Origin of the sequence: Okeania sp. SIO2B3 (genome assembly GCF_010672525.1) — a bacterium.
In the GTDB taxonomy this organism is placed as follows: Bacteria; Cyanobacteriota; Cyanobacteriia; order Cyanobacteriales; family Microcoleaceae; genus Okeania.
In genome coordinates, this window is the sequence record NZ_JAAHGH010000002.1 from 237,237 (window position 1) to 257,513 (window position 20,277).

Genomic DNA, 20,277 nt, shown 5'->3' on the forward strand with positions numbered 1-20,277 from the left:
AAGAGAATATTTCAGATTTCAATCCCAAGGCTTTCCTAGGTCATGCTGCGCAAACAGATAGAGGTACTGATAACTGATAACTGAAATGACCTAACTCCAGAAGTGATACTGGCAAACTTTTTAAATTACTTTACTGCCCATTGTTTACCTTCAGGAAATTGATTTAGCCAAGCCATGAACTGAGTTTTCTCAGAATTAGGCATAGATTCTAAGATTTCATCAATACCTTCAGCAAAATTGGAATTACCAAAATATTGTTCACCTAAATGATGGACTTCTTGCAGTAAAGTGTATAGATGAACTTCCCGCCAAGAAGGTAGTGGTAATTTTTTCACAGGATCGACAGTTAATAAAGCTTTAGTTGCATCAGGAGAATCAGTGTTAGGAAAGTTTCTGTTTTGAAGAAGCTTGGTAAAATCCTTATGAAAGGACTTGGCCTGTCGATTACCTAATAAATCTTCTACATCAAAGTAAAGAGCTTGTACTAGCAACAAACAACCTTGAATAAAGGAAGGAGTAATGGCATCCTCATCTTTTGAGTCTTCATTACTAAGTTGCTCTAAGCGGACTTTTCCCCAAACACTATATCGATCAGGTTCCTCTAGTAAAACACAAGCTTTACCACGATTATCTGTTAAATCCCGCCAGAAGGATCTAGCTTCTTCAGCTTGCTCGGCCTTAAAAAGACTGATTAAGCGAAAAGTTTGCCCTTGATAACTAAGAATAGGGATCTGTTGATCCTTTTTTGGGTGTTGAATACTTGTAATTTCAACATCTTGCCTTTTCAGAATAAACATGACACTTTACATTTGACTCCCATAATTACCTGGGGTACTATTGGGTAATTGTAATCTGTTTGAGATTTGTTAACATTTGTTTACAAATACTTCCTGTTTCTAGCTAGAAGTGTCGGCACCACCTAGTCCACAGGGTTTGACTGTCACACCTGACCACCAATTAAAAACACGATCTGAAAAAAATTTCTATTTTCTTCCCTAGTTAGCTCCCTAGTTAGAATGGTTTGATCAGCTTTCAAAGCATTTAGCATATCCTTACCAATAATTAATGAATCCTCTCGCATAGATTTAATTTTATGTATATTTTTCTATAAAAGTAATAGGTATTTTGGCAAGCAAAGTTTTAAGCTATGCTTTGCTGATATACAACTTGCGATTTTTCAATCTATATGTGGTATTAGTAAACAAGTAGTAATTTTTACAACTTGCCTCCTAAGCATAAATAAGGATGTACTCATAAATATCTTTACATATTTAGGACTACCCTATAAATAATATAACTCCCTCAAACAAAAGCTAAAATTGTATTGGATATTGTTAATGTTATAGATATTATGAAAGATTTACCATACTTTATAATACTATTGTGTCGGAGGTTAGGGCAATTAAACTCTTGGGGCGTGGAGTATCAAATAACTATCACAAAAATAGAATTTTAGAGATTTTTAATTTTTTGGGGGGTCATTTGACATAATAATTATCCTTAAGGATAATATTATTCTCAATTCTTAAGATACTTGTACTTAAATTAATCTCAAGATCGATGATCGACTTGCGTATTTGGAGATTTGCCAACTAAATGTCGCTCTTGGCCTCCCATTATCATCTCCGATTTAACGGCAGAGGAATCGTCACCTGCAAAAAAACTCATCTCTACAGTAAAGTAAAAAGAATTATGCTATAATTAATCTCATCAGGATTAGCAATAATAGGCACCTGATTGCAGAACCGAGGCAACTCAAGCTCTGGGGTTCAACTGGTGAAGTCCTAGCAATTTCCGATTTGTCGGTAAAATCTTGAAGGTAGCTAGGTGAGTGCAGAACTGGACAGTACAAAATGGCAGTTGGTCTCATCGTTGCTGCCTGTGGACGCTCGCGAGGATGCTCAACCAGCAGAAGCAGGAAGCCCTTTTCCGTGAGGGAGGGAAGCTCTCGTTAAGCTAGCGCTATAACGAGGGATAATGTCATTTAGAATAATAAAGAGTAATTTCAATCTGATGGTTGAAAATTGGGTGCGTAACTCAGTTGGATAGAGTAGCGACCTTCTAAGTCGCGAGTCGCAGGTTCGAATCCTGCCGCACCCGTAGATGCTGAATTTAAAAGTTTCCTAGATACAGCAAATATTTTAGGTTTTCTCTAGTTACCTCCTTGACTATTGAGTTTAAATCTCAGTCACAGCAATAATTTAGCTTTTGACCTTTCATTTTAGACTTTTGGCTTTTATGATATAACTGCGATCTAGCACTAATTTCATATAAACTGTGGATTGATTCATACCACTAGGAGAACATTGTAAACAAAAATGGAAATAGGTCAGAAAGTAAAAGTAAAAGGTATCAAACAAAAGCCTATACCACCTGCAACTATCATTGACCAACTGAAGAAAAGTCCAATTGGTACAATAAAGGAATTCAGAATGGTAGACGGTAGTGGAATCGGCTTTTGGGTCGAATTTGAAGAAAACATAGGTACTTGGTTTTTTGAAGAGGAATTAACGCCTATCTCTTAACAGCTTTGAAAAACCTAGCCAAAGAAAGGACATTTCTAAGGTTGTCTCTCAAGGGTTGCAGATCGAGTCTGAAGTGACTACGTTGGCAGGTCACGACCACCATAAGTGAACTCCAGCACATAAGCTGGTCGCTCTAAATTAAGGACAGCGTTTAATAGCGCCAATTGGAAGTGGGTTTGACACCGAAGCGTGTTTAGAGCATGAACAAGCCTGGCCAACACGATCGAGGAACACTTTACTGAAAAGGAATAGACACCACAATGTCTAATTAAAAGTTGTGCATAAATAAAGATGGTTATACCTATACATTATTGTCCACAATTGTCTATAAATGTCCAGGAAAATGCTGTCTAAAACTTAACAGATGCTGTAGCAGAAGGAAGAAGGAAGAAGGCAGAAGGAAAAATCTGATGTTGTCTGAGTTTTCCGCTTTTGATATGTCCTCTTCTTTCCTTCGACTGCTATCTAAAATGGAGCTTTGAGGACTCCCGGTATAATCTCCGATTTACCGGGAGATGAATCGCGACGAAAATAAAAACAGATACTGACCAAGACTAGCAAGAGTTTAACTTAACATCACACTCAGATAGAACCCACATTTTGCACTACAAAATGTAGTATACAATCAGGAGGACTGAGTCATATCATGTCCGGTTGAATAGTTACACTTTGGAGGAGTTCATTAATGGATAATGGATAATGAATAATGGATAATAATTACCTCTGGTTAAAACCGTTACGGAATTGAATATCAGGAAATATTATTTCTTCTCTTGGTCTCATGGATATGGCGAGGTCTCCTCGCCATCCCACCCTGCGGGAAGCTACGCTTTTTCCTGACGGAATGCTCCGCAAACATGTCGCGTAGCGTTAACGGAGTTGTGCGCCAGCAAAACGACCGCTTTTTCCCCTTAAAAGGGGAGGCTTCAAGGCGCGAATTATTTAATTATTAATTATTAATTATTCGGTAATATAGAAAAAAAGTATTGCTTTTAGTATCAATTTATATCATAAATTACTGATCCCTATTATATAGAATCCGGTTATATACTATATGTTTATAACCATACTTCAAGCCTTCCATCTCCTCTACTCCCCTACTCCCTTACTCCCCTACTCCCTTACTCCCCTACTCCCCTACTCCCCCAACTATATAATTAAGTGTTCAACTGCATTTGATATTAGAGCGGGAGCAAGATGCTCCCACTGACTATACCGTGAGCAAAATTATCAGAACGGGAGCAAGATACTCCGACTGATTATACCATTACAATGTATCACTAGAAGCTTTTAACTCACAAACCATTCCAGAACAAGCGGGGTCTTGGGGTCCCATCTCTGGTAATTCACTCGCTAACACATAAGCATTCATCAACTCGGAAAAATTATCGGACTTGCGACGACGCAATACATCTTCTTGCATTTTTTCATATTCCTCCTGAGATATGTGTTCAAATGGCAACCGGGGAAACGGTGCATCAAACCGCGCTAACAACGCTGAGGAAATATAACCCTCGTCATCGCGAATTGCTTCATAAATGCGTTTGCCCAAAGGTTCAATTTCTGCTTCCGTTAATAAAATGGTACTACTGCTGTTGTGAGTCGTCCAATGTTGTTGTACTCCCATGTAAAAATCAAACATAGCAGTAGCGCTGAACTTCTCAATGGCAATCTCTTCAACTCCAGGTAAATCTATCCAAGATACCTGTACTGGAATTTCTACTAACCATTCTTTAGCGCGATCGTCAAAAGGATCGTTCAGTAAATTTCCATTTTCATCTTTGCTTGACTGCCCAGGAATCACGGAATAACCGTAGTCAAGACAAGCTAATGCTACGGGGTCATTTTTGGCAAAAGTAATCCGTCGTACCCACCACAACCCAAAAGGAGGATGCCAACCGGGAGCTGCATTTGTTAGCAGAGATTTGGTGCCACTGGGTTGAACTGTTGTACAACGGTTTGGACGTTTGAGGTTGTGGCGATCGCAATAATCCCATACTCCCCGATGTACTATTTCGCGCCAACGGGTCAAATATTCTGCTTCCTGTTGTTTAAATTCTAGACCTTGAATAGTTGCTGGACGACCTGCTTGCCACCAACGCAACCATTCAATGCCAAAAGCTTTTACAAAAAAGTCAAATAAACCTGTGAAAGATACTCCCACAATTGGGTCTAATTCTCGACTATAACGATAGCGAGGTTCGACGAATTTATGGTTAAGTAAGGTTGCCACAGAAAGGGCGCCTGCGGTAAAAGCTTCTTCTTGTTCTTTGTGGTTATTTGGGTCAATTTGATTGAGATGAATTTCTGACAAATTACAATTTCCTGTCAAGGTATTGCCAAAAACACCTTTATGAAATTCTGGTTCTTCAAAACAATAAGTGTCATGTATTCCTGGTAATTCTTCAACACTTTCAATTGTTTGATTGTTCTGTTTTAACTCTGTAGACTGGGCATCTTGCCCGGTCATCAATTTACAAGGAATTTCACTACAATCAGTTATTTGTAAGTAGTAAAGGTCTTTATTTCTTTCTCTTAAATTTGTAGTAGAACCGCGACTTGTCATTGAATTTACTGATGCACGAATACCACATTTTGTCAACAGTAATTGTAGTCTTTTTGCCTGCTCATAATCAGACAAATAAATTATAATTCCATGACCTTTAGTATTAGAACCGTCTGCATCTGCTAATCCGGCGATAAAAGCTAGAATAGCTGGTTTATTCCAATTAGCAATGGTATTTAAAGCATCAGGTTCAGTTTGTAGACGACGCAGTAATTCTTCAGAGAATCCTAAATCTGTGACATCAACAAAAGCAGGTAGATAATTATAGTTTCGTTCTACTGACTTATTACCAGCAACAATTAATTCAGCTTTGTGAGAATCAAGCCGAATTTTAGCATTACCATTTTTGTCTAATGTTCCATCACCTACTGCCACGCCTAGTGTATAGGCGTAAGATAAATTGATAGAATTTCCATCCTGATAATCTATGACAAAAGGTTCGGTATGTAAAACATATTTGCTATGAGTTAGCAAATCTTTTGTTTGTACTTCTTGATAGTTTTTACCAAACCTATCTTTAACAAAAAATCGGTGATATTCTGTCACATCTAGATAGGAACCATCCCCAAATTTAACCCGGTATAATTTTCTGTCTTTTCCTGTTTTAAAAGGAATTATTTGACTCCAATTTTTGCCGTTCCAAATTTCAACTTTTTGACCAACAACATCTTTGATTTTGTGAATACTGTCGCGAGTAATTAATAGAGTATCTCCGCTGACACAGTGAAAATTTGAACCAATAATTTCGCCGCAATTGTGAGTTAAACAACCATTAGCAATGAAAGAATTAGTTAAAGGAACGTGCAAATCATAAACAACTTCTTCTCCAAATTCTTCAACTTTTTTCACCTTTGAGGTAAACTTAGAATTAATGGTTGACTCAAAATAATTAGGTAATGGTTTTAGCAGCCATTTTTCAGCTTTAATATTCTTACTTGGCGATAGTGGAAAGCCAATTAATTGTTGAAATAAATTAAAGTTAAAAGTAGAGAGAAATAGTCCATAACTGCCTCGGTATAAGCTGATTTTCTCAGTTCCATCAACAGTTGTATAAGGCACACCTCTGTAACCTTTTTCCCTAATTAATCGAACTGTACTAATAATGCCTAAATTAGATAGAATCAATTGAATTTGTTGGAGTAGCTTTTCCGAACGCATAGTTAGTTTGATTCTTCTGGAATCTTTATCTACTGAACCATCAGCACTAAAAATTCCTTGTAAAAAACCAATTAAAACTTCCTGAGATTGACTAAGAAAATTATTAGGAAGTTCTTCTTTTCCAACTATACCTAGATCGGTAAAAAACTTTTCTAATTTAGGAGATTGAGTCTGGAATTCATAGGACTTACGGACGGACACTAAATTTACTGAGGGCGAATGCCATTCGCCCCTACATATGGCGTTTTCAAGGTGAATTGGCGTAAGTCCTGATTCACAGACTCCTTTATGCGGTGTAGTTACATATTCTTTTCCTGTAATAACTGCTTTTCCAATAATATTGTAGGCAGTTTCATACTCATCTTGATTAAAAACAAACCCTTTAGCAAAGTGGTCTTGCTTCCTATGAAGGGGAAATGTTTTTGGAGAGTTGCTCAAATCCCCACAAAAACAACTTCTGACTTCTGACTTCCCCTCCTGGGAGGGGTTAGGGGTGGGTTGACTTCTGACTTCGTTAAATCCATCTCCGTACCACCAACCAAGCATTTGAGCTTGAGCAACAGAAATAGTACCTTTGCCAAAATTACCTGCTCCTCTCTGAATATAAATATTGTCGTCATCAGTTAAATCTTTAGTGCTAACCCAACCTCGACTGGTAAAATGTTGATGGTTTGCAGTACATCGCATTTGCATTCCATTGGTTAGAAGAATTTTGTAGGTGGTTTTAACTCCTGTAGAAAAAGCGATCGCATCTGTTAACTTCACACCGGATAAACCTACGGAACGCAAATCTACCAATGCTTTGAATTGTTTACCTACTAAATCCTGAATCGGAATTAACCCTTGGTCTGTAGATACTAAAGTATCCCCTGAATGGCAAGGGTTCAACCCTAATCTTGCTAACCGATGTTCAAGTTCATCATTACTAATATTTGGATAATGTTCTTGAAACCATTTTTTGGCGTTATCTTGTCCATAAGCTTTAATAAAATCACTCTTTATTTCTGGGGTGGAAAGTAGATCGCGATTAGCACGAGCAACTGCTTCACCTGCCCACTGAATAGCACCTTCACCAGAATAAAACTGTTTTCTCACTGCCTCAACACATTCTTCTAATGTTGGTTTGTGGTGGAAAACATGGGTATGATTTGCCATTCGCAGAGCATCTCTTTCCGGATCAATACCCCAGTTACCGTTTTCATCTTGTCGCCAGAGATTATCCTTCGCTACAGCAAAGAGGCGATCGCTACTATTGCCCTGGCGCATTCCGGCACTGTTATGCACCAGTAAACCATCAGCAATAAATTCGTGGTCTCCCTCTACTTCGATATCATAAGTTTCAGCTTCACCAGCAGCAGCAACAAATTGTACTTCTATCGGCAACCAGTGAGGATTAACTAAATCTTCTGCTATCAAAGTATCCCAGTTAGCATCCCGGAACTTTCCTGGTCTGTGTTTTGGATCGACCCAAATTACATTAGCACAAGACACAGTATTCGGTTTCCATCCGGCAGCAGCTAGCTCTTTCACAAATTGATAAGGTAATGTTAGACCATTCTTTTTAGCTAACCTGATAGAAAAGCTATCGCGAACAGCAAACTGATTAATCAAGCCAACTGTAACTGCTTGAGACTGCAAACCCTGAATGTGAAGATAGTGGCATCCATCATAAAGTTTATCTCTTCCTTTGATTGTTCTTGGTTGACGTTCGTGTAACTTTGTCGCAATTCCCAAAGAAAGAGCTACTTTTTGAATTTCTCGTAAAAATTCTAACTTGTTCGAGTTTACCAGTACATTTCGCGAGGGAGTGCCATCAGCATCACTTAAACCTGCTAAGAAAGCAGCCCGAATTTCTCGACTACCTCTCCAAACAAACTCAGGAATTACAGGGCATCCCCAAGGTTGTTTATATTGTCCGAGTTCTATGGCTAGTTCTTTGCGATAAACATTGATATTACAATGACTACCTTGAATCTTGATAGCAGGATTATAACCCATGCTACTAAGGATTCTCAAAACCTTTTGTCCTAAATCTCCCTGTAAGCGTTCAGTGGAAAGGGCAAAGCTAACTATTCCACCTCCACCATTACGTCGCTTAGTAGACTCTATATCAGCATGACCATCACCAATAAAGAAGCCTACTAACCAAGCATGATCTGTCGTTGCACAAGGCATTCCTTTAGTATGAGGAACTGAAATTAAGCGATCGCCTGGTTGAAGTTCGCTTGCATATTTCCAGGTGTAAGATTTTAAACTATTGTAGACGGCAACTCGGTGGTTAGTAGTACAACGAATCGAGGTAACGTGAGTACGAATTTCCACAATACCCTGTTTACCTTGAATAAATTTATTGACTACCGGACGATATTCACCCCTGGAAGTTAAAACTAAGTCTCCCACTTGAATATCTTGAATATTTTTCATGCCATCAATCGCCGAAACCTTTGTTTCATAAGCAATACAGCGACGAATATTGCCGGCGACCACACAGGCTGCTGCTTCGTCAATTAGCAAACAACACTCCACAGAATTTAATTGTCGCCCAATTGCTTGATTTAAAATATTCCCACAACGTTGATACAATTCTGGCAATTTTACCGGATTCGCAACACCACCAAATCCTTTTAACTTTTCTCCCGCAGGTCTGACATCGTTCAAGTCAATAATGACTTTGACTTCACCGGAAAATCGTTCATTAGTTGACAATTCTAACAAAGCTTGATATGAACCTACCCAACCTTGACGACTGTCTCCAACATAAATTTCTGCCTCGTCTCCATCGAATTTTAGTTCTGTGAACTCCCGACGTAATTCAGCAGGAGTAGAACCAATTTCACCCCGCAATATAATATTTAGGTGATTTCTAATTGGTGGCAGTTGATTTATATAATCTCCTTCCAATACTGCTCCGGTACCGCAACCCATCATTGCTAAGTCCATTAATAGACCAAAGGCACGCCAGTCCATTATATTTGTGGACGAACAATTGTAGGCCCCTGAAAAATTCTGTGGTTGTGTAATCCATTCTGTGCCCCCTACCCACAACCAACGGCCAGAAGACATGGCTTTTAGTTGACTCTGCATCCGATAGAGCAAGTCTGTTTCTTCGGGGGTAAGTTGGCCTAATTTTCTCAGGCCATTAATTGTGCGATCGCATACTTCTACCCAAGTCTCACGGCCATTTTCTGTTTTACGGCTATAAGTTCGATAAAATACTGGATTTGCTGTAGGTGCTGTTTTGGGAAATTCACCCTGATGTACTCTCTCTAGTTCTCGTACCATTTATAAAATAGAATTTTTTTGGAAATAAGTGACAGACTATGAGTGTAGCGCGATTTTTTATATATAGCGTCAAAGTATTGACAAACTTCACCTTTAACTCTATATGTTGATTCAGATTCCGATAAATTAGAGTATGTAAGAGTTATTGTTTGTAGTTAGGCTTTGGCCCTCATTGCTTGTAGTCCTTGAGAGGTGTGCTTTTTGGAACTCATCGCGCTTCAGTCAAAGCTTTCGGTTAAATCGGTCCCTACTATCAGAAATTCTATATTGGGCAACAATGGGTCTTGAACTACTCCTACTCCTTGGAAGCTCCACCTTTTGAGTATTGTTTTTAACTGAGTAGCTGGAATAGATTCAATGGCGAAGCGATCGCTCAAGTCTGGAGCGTGGGTATTTAAGTAGCTGTGGGCGTCAAAGTCTTCTTGGAATAATAATAAAAATTTAACAGTCGAATCTGAGTCTGGATTGGCACTAATATAACTACCATCAACTTTAGAACGGAGTAGGTAATAGATTTGGGATAACATGAGAAAATTGTTATTTGAGATACTAAAGTTTTTTACTACTTATGCTGGTGTTTTTCAAGGCAGGGCTGTTTGATTTTTCAACATTTGAATATGCAAACTTTGGAAACCCTAATCCCTACTTAGGGATTGAAACTGTAAGTGCTGGATTGGTCATAAATTATTGCAATCGTAAACCCTAAACCTAAAGTCCCTAAAATAGGGATTGAAACAATTTTTCACCCCTAACTCCAGAACTAACAATGAAACAAATAACCCTTGCAGAACTTCCCGAACCCATCCAAAACTTACAGCGCTTTTCAGATTAATAAACCACATCGCCACAACCAAAACCCTGTAAGGGCGCCATTCGGAGCTTTGCGTTAGCAAATGGCCATTCGCCCCTACTGTGGTTTACCCAAATGAAAACAGGTGAACCCTTAACTATCATCCAAGATGGCATTCCCTACTATTCCTCCAATATTTCCTCTTTTCCTCCAATATTTCCTCCTGACTCCTGACTCCTGACTCCTGACTCCTTAAATCACTTCAGATTTTCCAATTTAATCCTTGGATCTACAGCTTTCAACAACAAATCTGCCAATAAATTACCCACAATTAACATCAAAGCACCCATCATTAAACTTGCCATAACTAAATACAAATCCTGATTTCTTACTGCCTCCAAAATTAAAGTTCCTAAACCAGGCCAATTAAAGAAATATTCGGCTATAAACGAACCACCTAATAAACTGGCAAATTCAAATCCCAATAATGTGATTAAAGGGTTAATGGCATTTCTCAAGGCATGAACATAAATGACTCGATTCTCTGGAAGACCTTTAGCTCTCGCTGTTTGAATATAATTTTGTCGCAAAACATCCAATAATTGCCCCCGCATTAATCTCTGTAAACCAGCAAAACTGGTAATGCTTAAAGCAACAGTTGGTAAAATCATGTGCCAACCCATATCTAAAATTTTACCTACAAAAGATAGCTCATCATAATCAATACTTTGCATTCCTCCCACTGGTAATAAAGGAGAAAGATTTTGAGCTAAAAATAATAATAATAGAGCAGTAATAAAACTAGGAAAACCTTGACCAGTGTAACTAATTAATTGGAGAAAACGGTCTAAAAAACGATTTTGATTAACTCCAGCAATAATACCAAGAGGAATAGCGATCGCCCAGGTCATTATTAAGGAAGAAATTGACAAAACTAAAGTAGCTGGTATTCGCTCCCATAATAGATCGGCAACTGGTTGTTGAAAGACAAAACTTCTACCAAAATTGGCACTGGTAATAATTTGTGTTAACCAACGTAAATATTGTTCTAAAGGCGACTTATCCAAACCAAACTGTTGCTCAAGTTGTTTAATAGTATCCTGAGAAATTTGAGGATTTTGACTTAAAGTATCTATATAACTACCTGGAGCTAACTGAATTATGGCAAAACAAAGAGCAGATGCCAGAAATAAAGTCAAAATTGCTTGTAATAATCTCTTTAAAACATAAGCAAAAGTTTCACTGGCAATTAGTTGTTTTAGCTTGTTATACTTCAATTTTTTATTCATTAACTTGCAGAAGGAAGAAGGAAGAAAGCTTTAGTTATCTAGGGGAGAAGGCATTTATATTCGGATAATTACTGATAATAAAGTTTTTGTTTGTAGTTGGGCTTTAGCCCTTACAATAGTTACCAAATAATTAAGGTAAAAATCCTCTCCTTTAAAGGAGAAACAGCGGTCGTTTTGCTGGCGCACAACTCCGTTAACGCTACGCGACATGTTTGCGGAGCATTCCGTCAGGAAAAAGCGCAGCTTCCCGTCGGGTGGGATGGCGAGGTTTCCTCGCCATCCCACCCGACCAAGAGAAGAAAAAAATTTCCTTTGAGTCAATTCTATCCGTTTTCTTTTGAGAGGTAATTATTAATTATTAATTACTAATTATTAATTGTTGAAAGCAGACTCCACTAAGCGTGAGGTATACCCTGAAGTGGGCAAGATGCCTACTGTTAAAGGAAAAATCTAACGTTGTCTAAGTTTTACAGCGCTTTTGCTAAATAACCAAAACCTTGTAGGGGGCGAATGGCATTCGCCCCTACTGCCACTGCTATATTGCTCGTATTTTATAGTCAATTAACGGAAATTACCTTAGCTTCTGACTTCTAATTTTCAATTAATATTCAATCAAACTAACAATTGGCACTTCAGGCAACTTCTGACGCCCACCCAAGTCTTTTAACTCAATAACAAAGCCAAAACCCACTAATTCACAGTTAGCTTTTTCAATTAATTGAGCTGTAGCTGCTGCCGTACCACCTGTAGCTAATAAATCATCAATTACTAAAACTCTACTGCCTACTGCCATGGCATCTTGGTGCATTTCCAGCGTGTCTTGGCCATACTCTAAATCGTAAGTAACTGAATATACTGCTGCTGGTAATTTTCCCGGTTTGCGGACTGGTACAAAACCTACATTCAACTGATAAGCCAAAGGGACACCAAAAATAAAGCCCCGGGATTCCATACCCACTATATAGTTTGGTTGAAATTCTGAGCATTTTTCTGTCAAAATGTCAATAGTATAACGTAGACCTTCTGGGTAACTCAGAAGGGTAGTAATATCTCGGAATAAAATTCCTGGTTTGGGAAAATCGGGAATTTCGCGAATTAAATTTTTTAGGTCCATAAATTTTAGTCAAAAGTTATAAGATTTAGATAAATTCAAAAAAATTCCTCTGTGGGAAAAGTATATCTTTAAATGTAGACCTGAGTTTCTATTGACATTAACGATGCTGTTTAGACTGATTACAAAATCTATAATTGGGTGCTATTCTTGATAATAATTAATATTATTTAGTTATATTGACATTTTTACCAAAATAGTATAACGAAGTATTGAATATTGGCAATAAATAAAGTAATGGAATTGAAAACTGCCCCCAGTCCGTCCACACCATTAATATTGAATAATTTACCAGATATACTTCTTCCCGATAGTGGGTGTCCCCGTAGAACTAAAACCCAAATTGATTTAATTCTTTTGGCAGTTGAAGCTTTGCAACTTGGAGGAGCTGAAGTTATGTTAAAAGTAGTCAAAGACCTAGAGCTACAAGAGATTATTCCAAATCGGGTTTTTTTGTGGCGACTGCGTAGTACAAATCCTCTACGCCTGAATAGTCAACGTCGTCCATTAACATTGAACGAGGCTAAAGCTTTAGTGATTATTACTGGTCATTTGGCCAAACGTTTAACTGTTCCGATTCGGAAACTATTGTTTGACTACCAGCAGTTAAATCAAAAACAGTTACCTATAGAAAATCATTTACAATTATCCTTTTATTTAGAACAGTTTAGAGCACATTTTCGCAGTCGTATGAACCCCAGGCGGTCTGGTGTAATGGCTTACAATTCAGAGGAAAAGTTAAATCAACTAGGATTAGAGTTATTGGGTAAATTACTATTCTGTACTGGTACAACAGGTATGCAAAGGTTTTGGATTAGTCTGTTTGATGGAGAAGTGAGTTAGTTGAAAATGCCTTCAAATCTAATAGACATCTCCTCCAAAAGAAGGAGTAGGGAATAGGGGGGAAAGAATTGATGAATAAGAGTGCGATAATTGATTAGCATATTTCGGGCAAATGAGGTACAGGGTAAATGATGAAAATATTGTAGTGAGGTAATCTAGCCATCTTCGGGGTGTACCTCATAAAAACTGGAAGCGCTGTATTCTTTATTAGTGGAGATGTCTAATCCCTAAATTAATTTGAGAATGTCAATTTTTATGAGTTATATAGAATCCGATTATACAGTGTATGTTCATAATTCTATAATTACTTCAATCTCCCCATCTCCCCATCTCCCCATCTCCCCATCTCCCCATCTCCCCATCTCCCCATCTCCCCCAACTATATAATAAGTATTCAATCGGTGATTTTTATGGAGCAGAAGTGCAATGACGATTCAACGTCAGTATAGTTTGCCTAACTGTAAATTGGTTTTACAAGGTTTGAGTGAAACTGGAAGTCCTAATTTAAGTCAAGGACAGGTATTATCTATTTTGACTAATGCTGAATGTCATATTCAAGGTCAAGAACCATCATTAACTGGGGGACGAGATTTTTTTGAAAGCTTGGTAAGACAGGTGAGTAGCTATGCTCAAGAATTTCTCAGTGGAATATCTTTGCCTAGACACCAAAGTGAAAGTCAAGAGTTGGTGCATTTACAGAAAATAGATACTAATCTACACAGATTGACAGTTTTTGACGGCAATGTTCCAGAGCAAAAACCTGGAAGAATTGTTGATTTAAACACAGTCCAACTATTTGATTTGGTTGAGGCGGTGGACCAGTTTTTTGCTGATTCTTTGACTTTACCTGGTTTCTCTCTAGCAGTAAGACCTATTTCTCGAAAGGAGGCAAAATTAGGAGAACCTGTAGCTCAGAAAGTTATACCTGCTGCTGTGGGAATGTCTGGTTTGGCATTAGCTAGCTTGGCCTTATTCTTGCTCCCTATTCCAGAAGTACAACGTCCTAAAGATCCTCAACCACAGTCAAATGAAAGTATCGATAATTTAGAGGCATCTCCTAACAGTACTTCAGAACCTGGTTTTAATCCTACCCCCACACCTGAAGGTTTGGACTCATCACCAGATGCCACTATTAATTCATCAGATGAAATGGATGCGGTAGATACTTCTGAGGAGACGGTGACTGAAGAAAATTCAGAGACATCTTTGACTACCAGTTCCAAAATTACTGACCAAGCAGAGATTCAACGATTAGAGAATTTACTCTTAGAAAAAATTAATAACGCTTGGACAATAGGAATCAACGAAGCTTTGATTTATCGTGTCACAGTAGCTTCAGATGGTTCTATAATTGGCTATAAACCCATAAATCCGGCCGCTGCTGATGAGGTAGATAAAATTCCTCTGCCAGATTTGTTAAATAAGCAAGCATTAGGTGAGGAGAATAATCAATCCATTGTTGAGTTTAAGGTATTGTTTCAAGAAAATGGTTTATTGGAAGTAGAGCCTTGGTAACTGAAGAAGGAAGAAGGAAGAAGGCAGAAGGCAGAAGGCAGAAGGCAGAAGTTAACCCACCCCTAGCCCCTCCCAACCCACCCCTAACCCCTCCCAGGAGGGGAGGGGAAGTAGGGGGTTTGAGTAACCCTCCAAAAATATTTCGCCTTAAAAGGCGGGGTGGCGCGACCCATATTATTTTGATCAGAAACTTCTGAAAATTTTGTGGGGAGTAGGGGAGTAGGGGAGCAGGTGAGTAGGGAGCAGGGGAGAAGAGAGAAAGAGCCAATTTAGCTAAGTAAAACTACTTAAATTTTCAAAAAAATTTACTTTTCAATACATGATTTTTGAGGAAAAAGCCTCTCAAACACAAACACATAATTTGTTTATTTTGTCAAGTTTAATCTTAAGAAAGATGTTTATAAAGCATAGGACTTTAGCCAGAGGTACTAATAACTGAAATGACAGTGGGGTATTCAACCCGCAAAAGAAAAGATAAAGTTATACTCCGGTATATTGTCTTATTTCTCAAATTCAGTTTTTGAGGTAGTATCAAATCAGAATAATCATCCAATGGGAAAACCGTGAGTAAATCTTCTCCCGACCGGACTCCTAATACTAGGTCTCCGGGCATGGGTTTATTAATACTATCGTTAATATTTCGATTTTTACTGCTGGTGGTAACTAGCGGTTTTTCCTGGGTTTTAGGAATGGCGATCGCTTTTCAATATCCTTCTACTACCCAAGAGATACCCATAGCAGAAAAATTACTCCGTGGTGTTAGAAGTATAGTACTTCAGAAAAAGTTACCTCACTCCTCAAGGTCTACCCCCGCTTCTACTCCAGATATTATTATGCCTCAAGTTGAATTGACTGAGGCACAAAGAAAGGAATTACAAACAGAGCTTCAAAAGTTACAAACACAGTTAAATAGTTTAATTAGTCGTACCAGGAATTTAGAAAATCAACTGGGTGTGAGAAAATCGGATGGAAATTTAGAGGCAAGATTGGACTTAATATCTCAACAGTTAGCTTTGCCTATCTCTGCTAGTAAGAATAAACAAGTAATAAATAAGCCTTCTCAGCCAGTTTTTAGTGAAAATACAATGATGGTTACTCTTCCTAGTGATGTTTTGTTTAAGTCTGGTAGTAATACAATTCGTTCTGAGGGAAGGTCAATTTTAGATAATTTAATTGGTGAATTGAAAAATTATCCAGAAATGACAATTAGTGTTTCTGGTTATACTGATAATCTAGGTAAAATGAAGGTCAATCAGGAAAAATCATTTTTGCAGGCAGAAAGAGTGGCAGAATATTTCTCAAAAAGTATGGGCGATCGCTACCGTTTCTTGGTTATTGGTTATGGAGAATCTAGTCCTATAGTAGAAAATAATTCTAAAACTAATCGGCAACGTAATCGTCGAATTGAGGTTAAGATTCATCAAAAATAAGGAATAAGGAAAAAGAAAGAAGGTAGAAGGAAGAAGGCAGAGGGAGGAGGATTAACGAAGTCAGAAGTCAGAAGTTATTTTTGTAATGGGGATTTAACAAAAATAATTGGGTCTTAAAAGGCGGGTTTTTAGACCCAATTATTTTGATAAAGAATTGATAATTTGGCGTTGGTGCTTTTAGCTATGATTGTGCTTTAATGGCAGTTGCCTAATATTAACTGAAAAGCATTTTATATTTGGTAAAATTTAGGTTTCATAGCTTGATTCACCAACGCCGATAATTTATAGATAAGAATTGCTTTTATTTTCAGAAGGAAGAGGAAAGAGGGAAGAGGGAAGAGGGAAAAATTTTGCTTTGTCTGAGTTTTAAGCTTTTTTCTCTCTTGTCCTTCAAGTCTAGTCAGATCGAATTAGTCGGAGTAATATACAGCGCTTCCCGTTGTTATAAGGTACAATAAGTGGACTTTTGACAGGGTAAATATTTTTTGCTTGTTTCCCTACTCCCGGACCTATCCGTGTATCCGTGCCATAATCAGTGTGAGCTACTCCCCCACTCCCGGACCTATCCGTGTATCCGTGCCATAATCAGTGTGAGCTACTGCATCAATACAGTTTGTTCAGTATTATCAGATTTAGTATCAACTTCAAAGCGATCAGCATCAGGCAACTCTCTCTCTACCCGTCGTAACTCTGGAGTACGATAGGCGACTAATACTGCCCCAATATTCAATAGACCCATCAATACAAATAATAAAGCCATTCCCCGGCCATCTCCAACTCCAATAATTCTTCCTACGCTACTTGCTAACATTCCATTTTCACTCATCAACGGCTTAAACATAAACTCCACTAAAGGTGCTGCACTTAAGTGAGTAACTACTAATAAAGACTTTTCCATCATATTCTGCAACGCAAAAACTCTTCCTTGTAAATCTTGAGGTACTTTTTGTTGCCAAATAGTATGATTCAAACTAACAATAACTGCCCTAGAAAATAAATAGCCAAAACCGCCAATGGCAGCTAATACTACAGCAGTTTTAAATCCTCCTAAACATAAACATAATCCCTGAATAAATGCAAAGATTAAAATTCCCTCTATTCGACGCTTAGTACCTCCCCATAAACTTACTGCGACACTACCTAACAACATTCCAATGCCACTAACAGACATTACTATTCCTAATTCTTTTTCAGAGGCAAAACTTAATACCATTGGCAAGAATAAAACTTGCAATATTCCCGCACTTAGGTAAATAACACCAAAGAATATAGTCAGCTTCCGTAAACCAGAACGTATCACTACATAATTCCAACCTGAAACAACTTCCTGCCACAACTCTTCAATACTTGTTTTACGTCTGGTAAATTTCTTTTCTCTTCTAGGGAATTTGATACTCAATAGAGTCAGCAAACCAAACAGATAAGTACCAAAATCTACTAATAATACTCCGTGAAGATGAATTTTAAGAATCAACAACCCCGCTATACTTGGACCTAGTATTCTTGATGTTGCTATTGCACCTTGTACCATCCCATTAGCGCGACTCAGGTGTTGTATTGGTACAAGTTGAGGGATAGCAGAGGTATAAGCTGGCCATTGAAAAGCATTGCAGACAGAACTAATACCTACTGCTATATAGATATGCCAAACTTGCAGTTGCCCCGAGAAGACCAATAACATTATTGCAAATGCTGTTACTCCGGTGATTGAGTCACTGACAATCATTACTCTACGCCGACTCCAGCGGTCTACCATTGCACCAGCAAATGGTGAAATGAAGAGACTAGGTAGATGAATGAATAAGGACAACAGAGCATAATGGGTAATTGAACCTGTTGTTTGATAAACCCATACTGCTAGAGCGAATTCACTCAGACTAGAACCGAATAGGGAAACAATTTGTCCCAACCATATAAATAAGAATGTTTGCATAACCTTGAGTTGCTAGAGGAATGAAAATAGAATGAAATAGCATTGATTCAGTAAACTTTTTAATACTTAATTATAACTTTAACAGACTAAAGTTATCGGATTAAGTATGTACGAATCTGTTGATTTTTTTGATGACTGCTACAGCTATTAAAAATTTCGTTTTTGCCCGTATCGATTAATTTTCTGCTAGCTATTCAAGTAGATTTACCTAATTAAGTTAATAACTACAATTATTTTGTTTATTAGGTTTTTTAACTAATAGTATCTCTTAGTATCTCTATTTACTTTAACTGGATATTTTTTAAGTAGCTTAAAGATTATATTGTCTTAATATTTTTATAAGTAAGTTTTATCAAATATTTTCTGTAATACTATTGTTTAAAGGAATTCAAGAAGTATTGTTGCAAAAGACACAAAAAAATATAGAAAATTCCATAGATATTTCAGGATATAATTTTGAGAAAAACAATCAGAATGTTATTTAAGTTAATTCATATATACAAAGTTAACTTTTGGGAAAAACTGGAGAAATTTTTCAAGTAAATTTAGATTAGGGTGGGGTTGAAGACAATTATCTGTAGTTAATATCAAATTTTAAGTAGTTTCTCCTTGAGATTTTTCTCTATTCCAAATGTCTATAATTAGGGTTTGCGCTTCACTAGTCTTTTAGTAGGGGTAGGAGATAGGAGACAACCCACCCCTCGCCCCTCCCCCTCCCAGGGGGGGAAGACAGGAGATAGGAGAAATGGCTCGGGAGCGAGGAGGTAGGAGTAAGAATTGTCAATTTGGGATTTTTCTGCCCAACTATGCGCCTAAAATACAAGCCACCCATGAGCATCAACAGCTGAAAAATTTGCACTGCAATTCGACCCCAAAAAGGTACTTTTCTTTATCTATCAATGCTTTTAGATTTAATCAGCCAGTCCTAATTAGGATAGTTATACCAATTTGGTAAGTATTTACTACAAAAAAAAGCATCGATATTATTAGTTATATATGCCTATTTTTCTTCTTTTTCAGTATGAGAATTGCTATAGCAATCCTATTTTATTTGTGTATAAACATCTTACCGCTTTTAGGGAACAGGAAACAGGGAACATATGGGAGTTTCAGTTTTTTTATCTACTTTTTGATTACCCGCAACTTATTTAGGATTGCTATATAAGTAGTAAAAGTAAATTAATTGTATATTTGATTGTTAACTTAAATCAGTAGGAAAAATTATTTTTAGTTCCACTGGTAAGGCATACAAGTATATTTTTTTCCATAGGTTACCAATCCAACAGTTCTCCTACTAGATTTACAAGTGTAAGTGTTAAATTAATTTTGCACCGATAGTTATCTTTTTTTGATATGAGATGTTTTTTAGCTAAAAAAAACCAACTTAACTAGAGTTTATGAAGTTTTTTATCTTATACCATTTCTCCATGAAGCTTCGCTTAATCAAAGATAACAGCTATTAGTAAAATTCAGGTTTTGGTAAGAATTATTAAGCGCATTTTTACAGATAAATGGTATTATCTTATTGAACCAATATTAGGCTGTATTAAGATTTGAATAAAATTCAAGGTAGTCCTGCGGAACGTAATAGTAGATGGGGATGAACAACGGCGCTTCATGGGAGCAAGATAAGAGCAAGGGAGCAAGATTTTCCCACTGCTTTTGTCCTTGACCAAAATAATTACAATAGACCACTATTACAATGCACTACCACCAAATTAAAGAAGCAAAAGTTGATGACTGATATGTTTCGTTACTAATTTTTATCTTTGTTCCTTTGGGTTTAATATTCTGCACCTGATGAGCAGTGTTTATACCAATTCTCCATGAAGTTG

11 protein-coding genes and 1 tRNA gene are annotated in these 20,277 nt (G+C 37.5%); 6 read left to right on the top strand and 6 right to left on the bottom strand.

Annotated elements, in window-relative coordinates; all coding sequences use genetic code 11:
- Positions 1 to 125: 125 nt before the first annotated feature.
- Positions 126 to 797, bottom strand: coding sequence for an Npun_F0813 family protein (locus F6K15_RS02175; protein WP_293056524.1), 672 nt, complete (start codon positions 795 to 797; stop codon positions 126 to 128).
- A gap of 1,229 nt (positions 798 to 2,026) precedes the next feature.
- On the opposite strand from F6K15_RS02175, the gene F6K15_RS02180 reads away from it, so the two are divergent.
- Together F6K15_RS02180 and F6K15_RS02185 are read left to right on the top strand one after the other, a co-directional pair.
- Positions 2,027 to 2,100: transfer RNA gene (locus F6K15_RS02180), tRNA-Arg, on the top strand.
- 218 nt (positions 2,101 to 2,318) lie between these two features.
- A complete protein-coding gene (locus F6K15_RS02185; protein WP_293056526.1) occupies positions 2,319 to 2,525 on the top strand; it encodes a DUF2862 domain-containing protein in 207 nt (68 codons plus the stop codon).
- Positions 2,526 to 3,792: 1,267 nt separating this feature from the next.
- On the opposite strand, the gene nrdJ is transcribed toward F6K15_RS02185, so the two are convergent.
- The 4 genes from nrdJ to F6K15_RS02205 form a co-directional block, all read right to left on the bottom strand.
- Entirely contained in the window at positions 3,793 to 9,531 is a 5,739-nt protein-coding gene (nrdJ, locus tag F6K15_RS02190) for a ribonucleoside-triphosphate reductase, adenosylcobalamin-dependent (protein WP_293056528.1), read from the bottom strand.
- Positions 9,532 to 9,749: 218 nt separating this feature from the next.
- Positions 9,750 to 10,058 (bottom strand): hypothetical protein, encoded by a 309-nt coding sequence (locus F6K15_RS02195; RefSeq protein WP_293056530.1) that lies wholly within the window; start codon positions 10,056 to 10,058, stop codon positions 9,750 to 9,752.
- 520 nt (positions 10,059 to 10,578) lie between these two features.
- Positions 10,579 to 11,610: an ABC transporter permease gene (locus F6K15_RS02200; protein ID WP_293056533.1), complete on the bottom strand. Its 1,032-nt coding sequence runs from the start codon at positions 11,608 to 11,610 to the stop codon at positions 10,579 to 10,581.
- A 601-nt stretch (positions 11,611 to 12,211) separates the two neighbouring features.
- Positions 12,212 to 12,724: an adenine phosphoribosyltransferase gene (locus tag F6K15_RS02205; RefSeq protein WP_293056535.1), complete on the bottom strand. Its 513-nt coding sequence runs from the start codon at positions 12,722 to 12,724 to the stop codon at positions 12,212 to 12,214.
- Between the two features lie 234 nt (positions 12,725 to 12,958).
- Between F6K15_RS02205 and F6K15_RS02210 the strand changes: the two genes are divergently transcribed.
- The 4 genes from F6K15_RS02210 (at position 12,959) to F6K15_RS02225 (ending at position 16,509) form a co-directional block, all read left to right on the top strand.
- Positions 12,959 to 13,564: a DUF3038 domain-containing protein gene (locus tag F6K15_RS02210; RefSeq protein ID WP_293057132.1), complete on the top strand. Its 606-nt coding sequence runs from the start codon at positions 12,959 to 12,961 to the stop codon at positions 13,562 to 13,564.
- 426 nt (positions 13,565 to 13,990) lie between these two features.
- Positions 13,991 to 15,079 carry a DUF4335 domain-containing protein gene (locus F6K15_RS02215; protein WP_293056537.1) on the top strand — a complete coding sequence of 363 codons (1,089 nt, stop codon included), beginning with the start codon at positions 13,991 to 13,993 and terminating at the stop codon, positions 15,077 to 15,079.
- Complete coding sequence (locus tag F6K15_RS02220; RefSeq protein WP_293056539.1) at positions 15,073 to 15,276, top strand: hypothetical protein; 204 nt, start codon at positions 15,073 to 15,075, stop codon at positions 15,274 to 15,276. The genes F6K15_RS02215 and F6K15_RS02220 overlap by 7 nt, the downstream gene beginning before the upstream one ends.
- A gap of 366 nt (positions 15,277 to 15,642) precedes the next feature.
- The gene (locus F6K15_RS02225; RefSeq protein WP_293056541.1) at positions 15,643 to 16,509 is read left to right on the top strand and encodes an OmpA family protein; all 867 of its coding nucleotides are present in this window, start codon (positions 15,643 to 15,645) and stop codon (positions 16,507 to 16,509) included.
- A gap of 595 nt (positions 16,510 to 17,104) precedes the next feature.
- Here F6K15_RS02225 and F6K15_RS02230 read toward each other — a convergent pair.
- Positions 17,105 to 18,442 (bottom strand): MFS transporter, encoded by a 1,338-nt coding sequence (locus F6K15_RS02230; protein ID WP_293056544.1) that lies wholly within the window; start codon positions 18,440 to 18,442, stop codon positions 17,105 to 17,107.
- Positions 18,443 to 20,277: the final 1,835 nt, after the last annotated feature.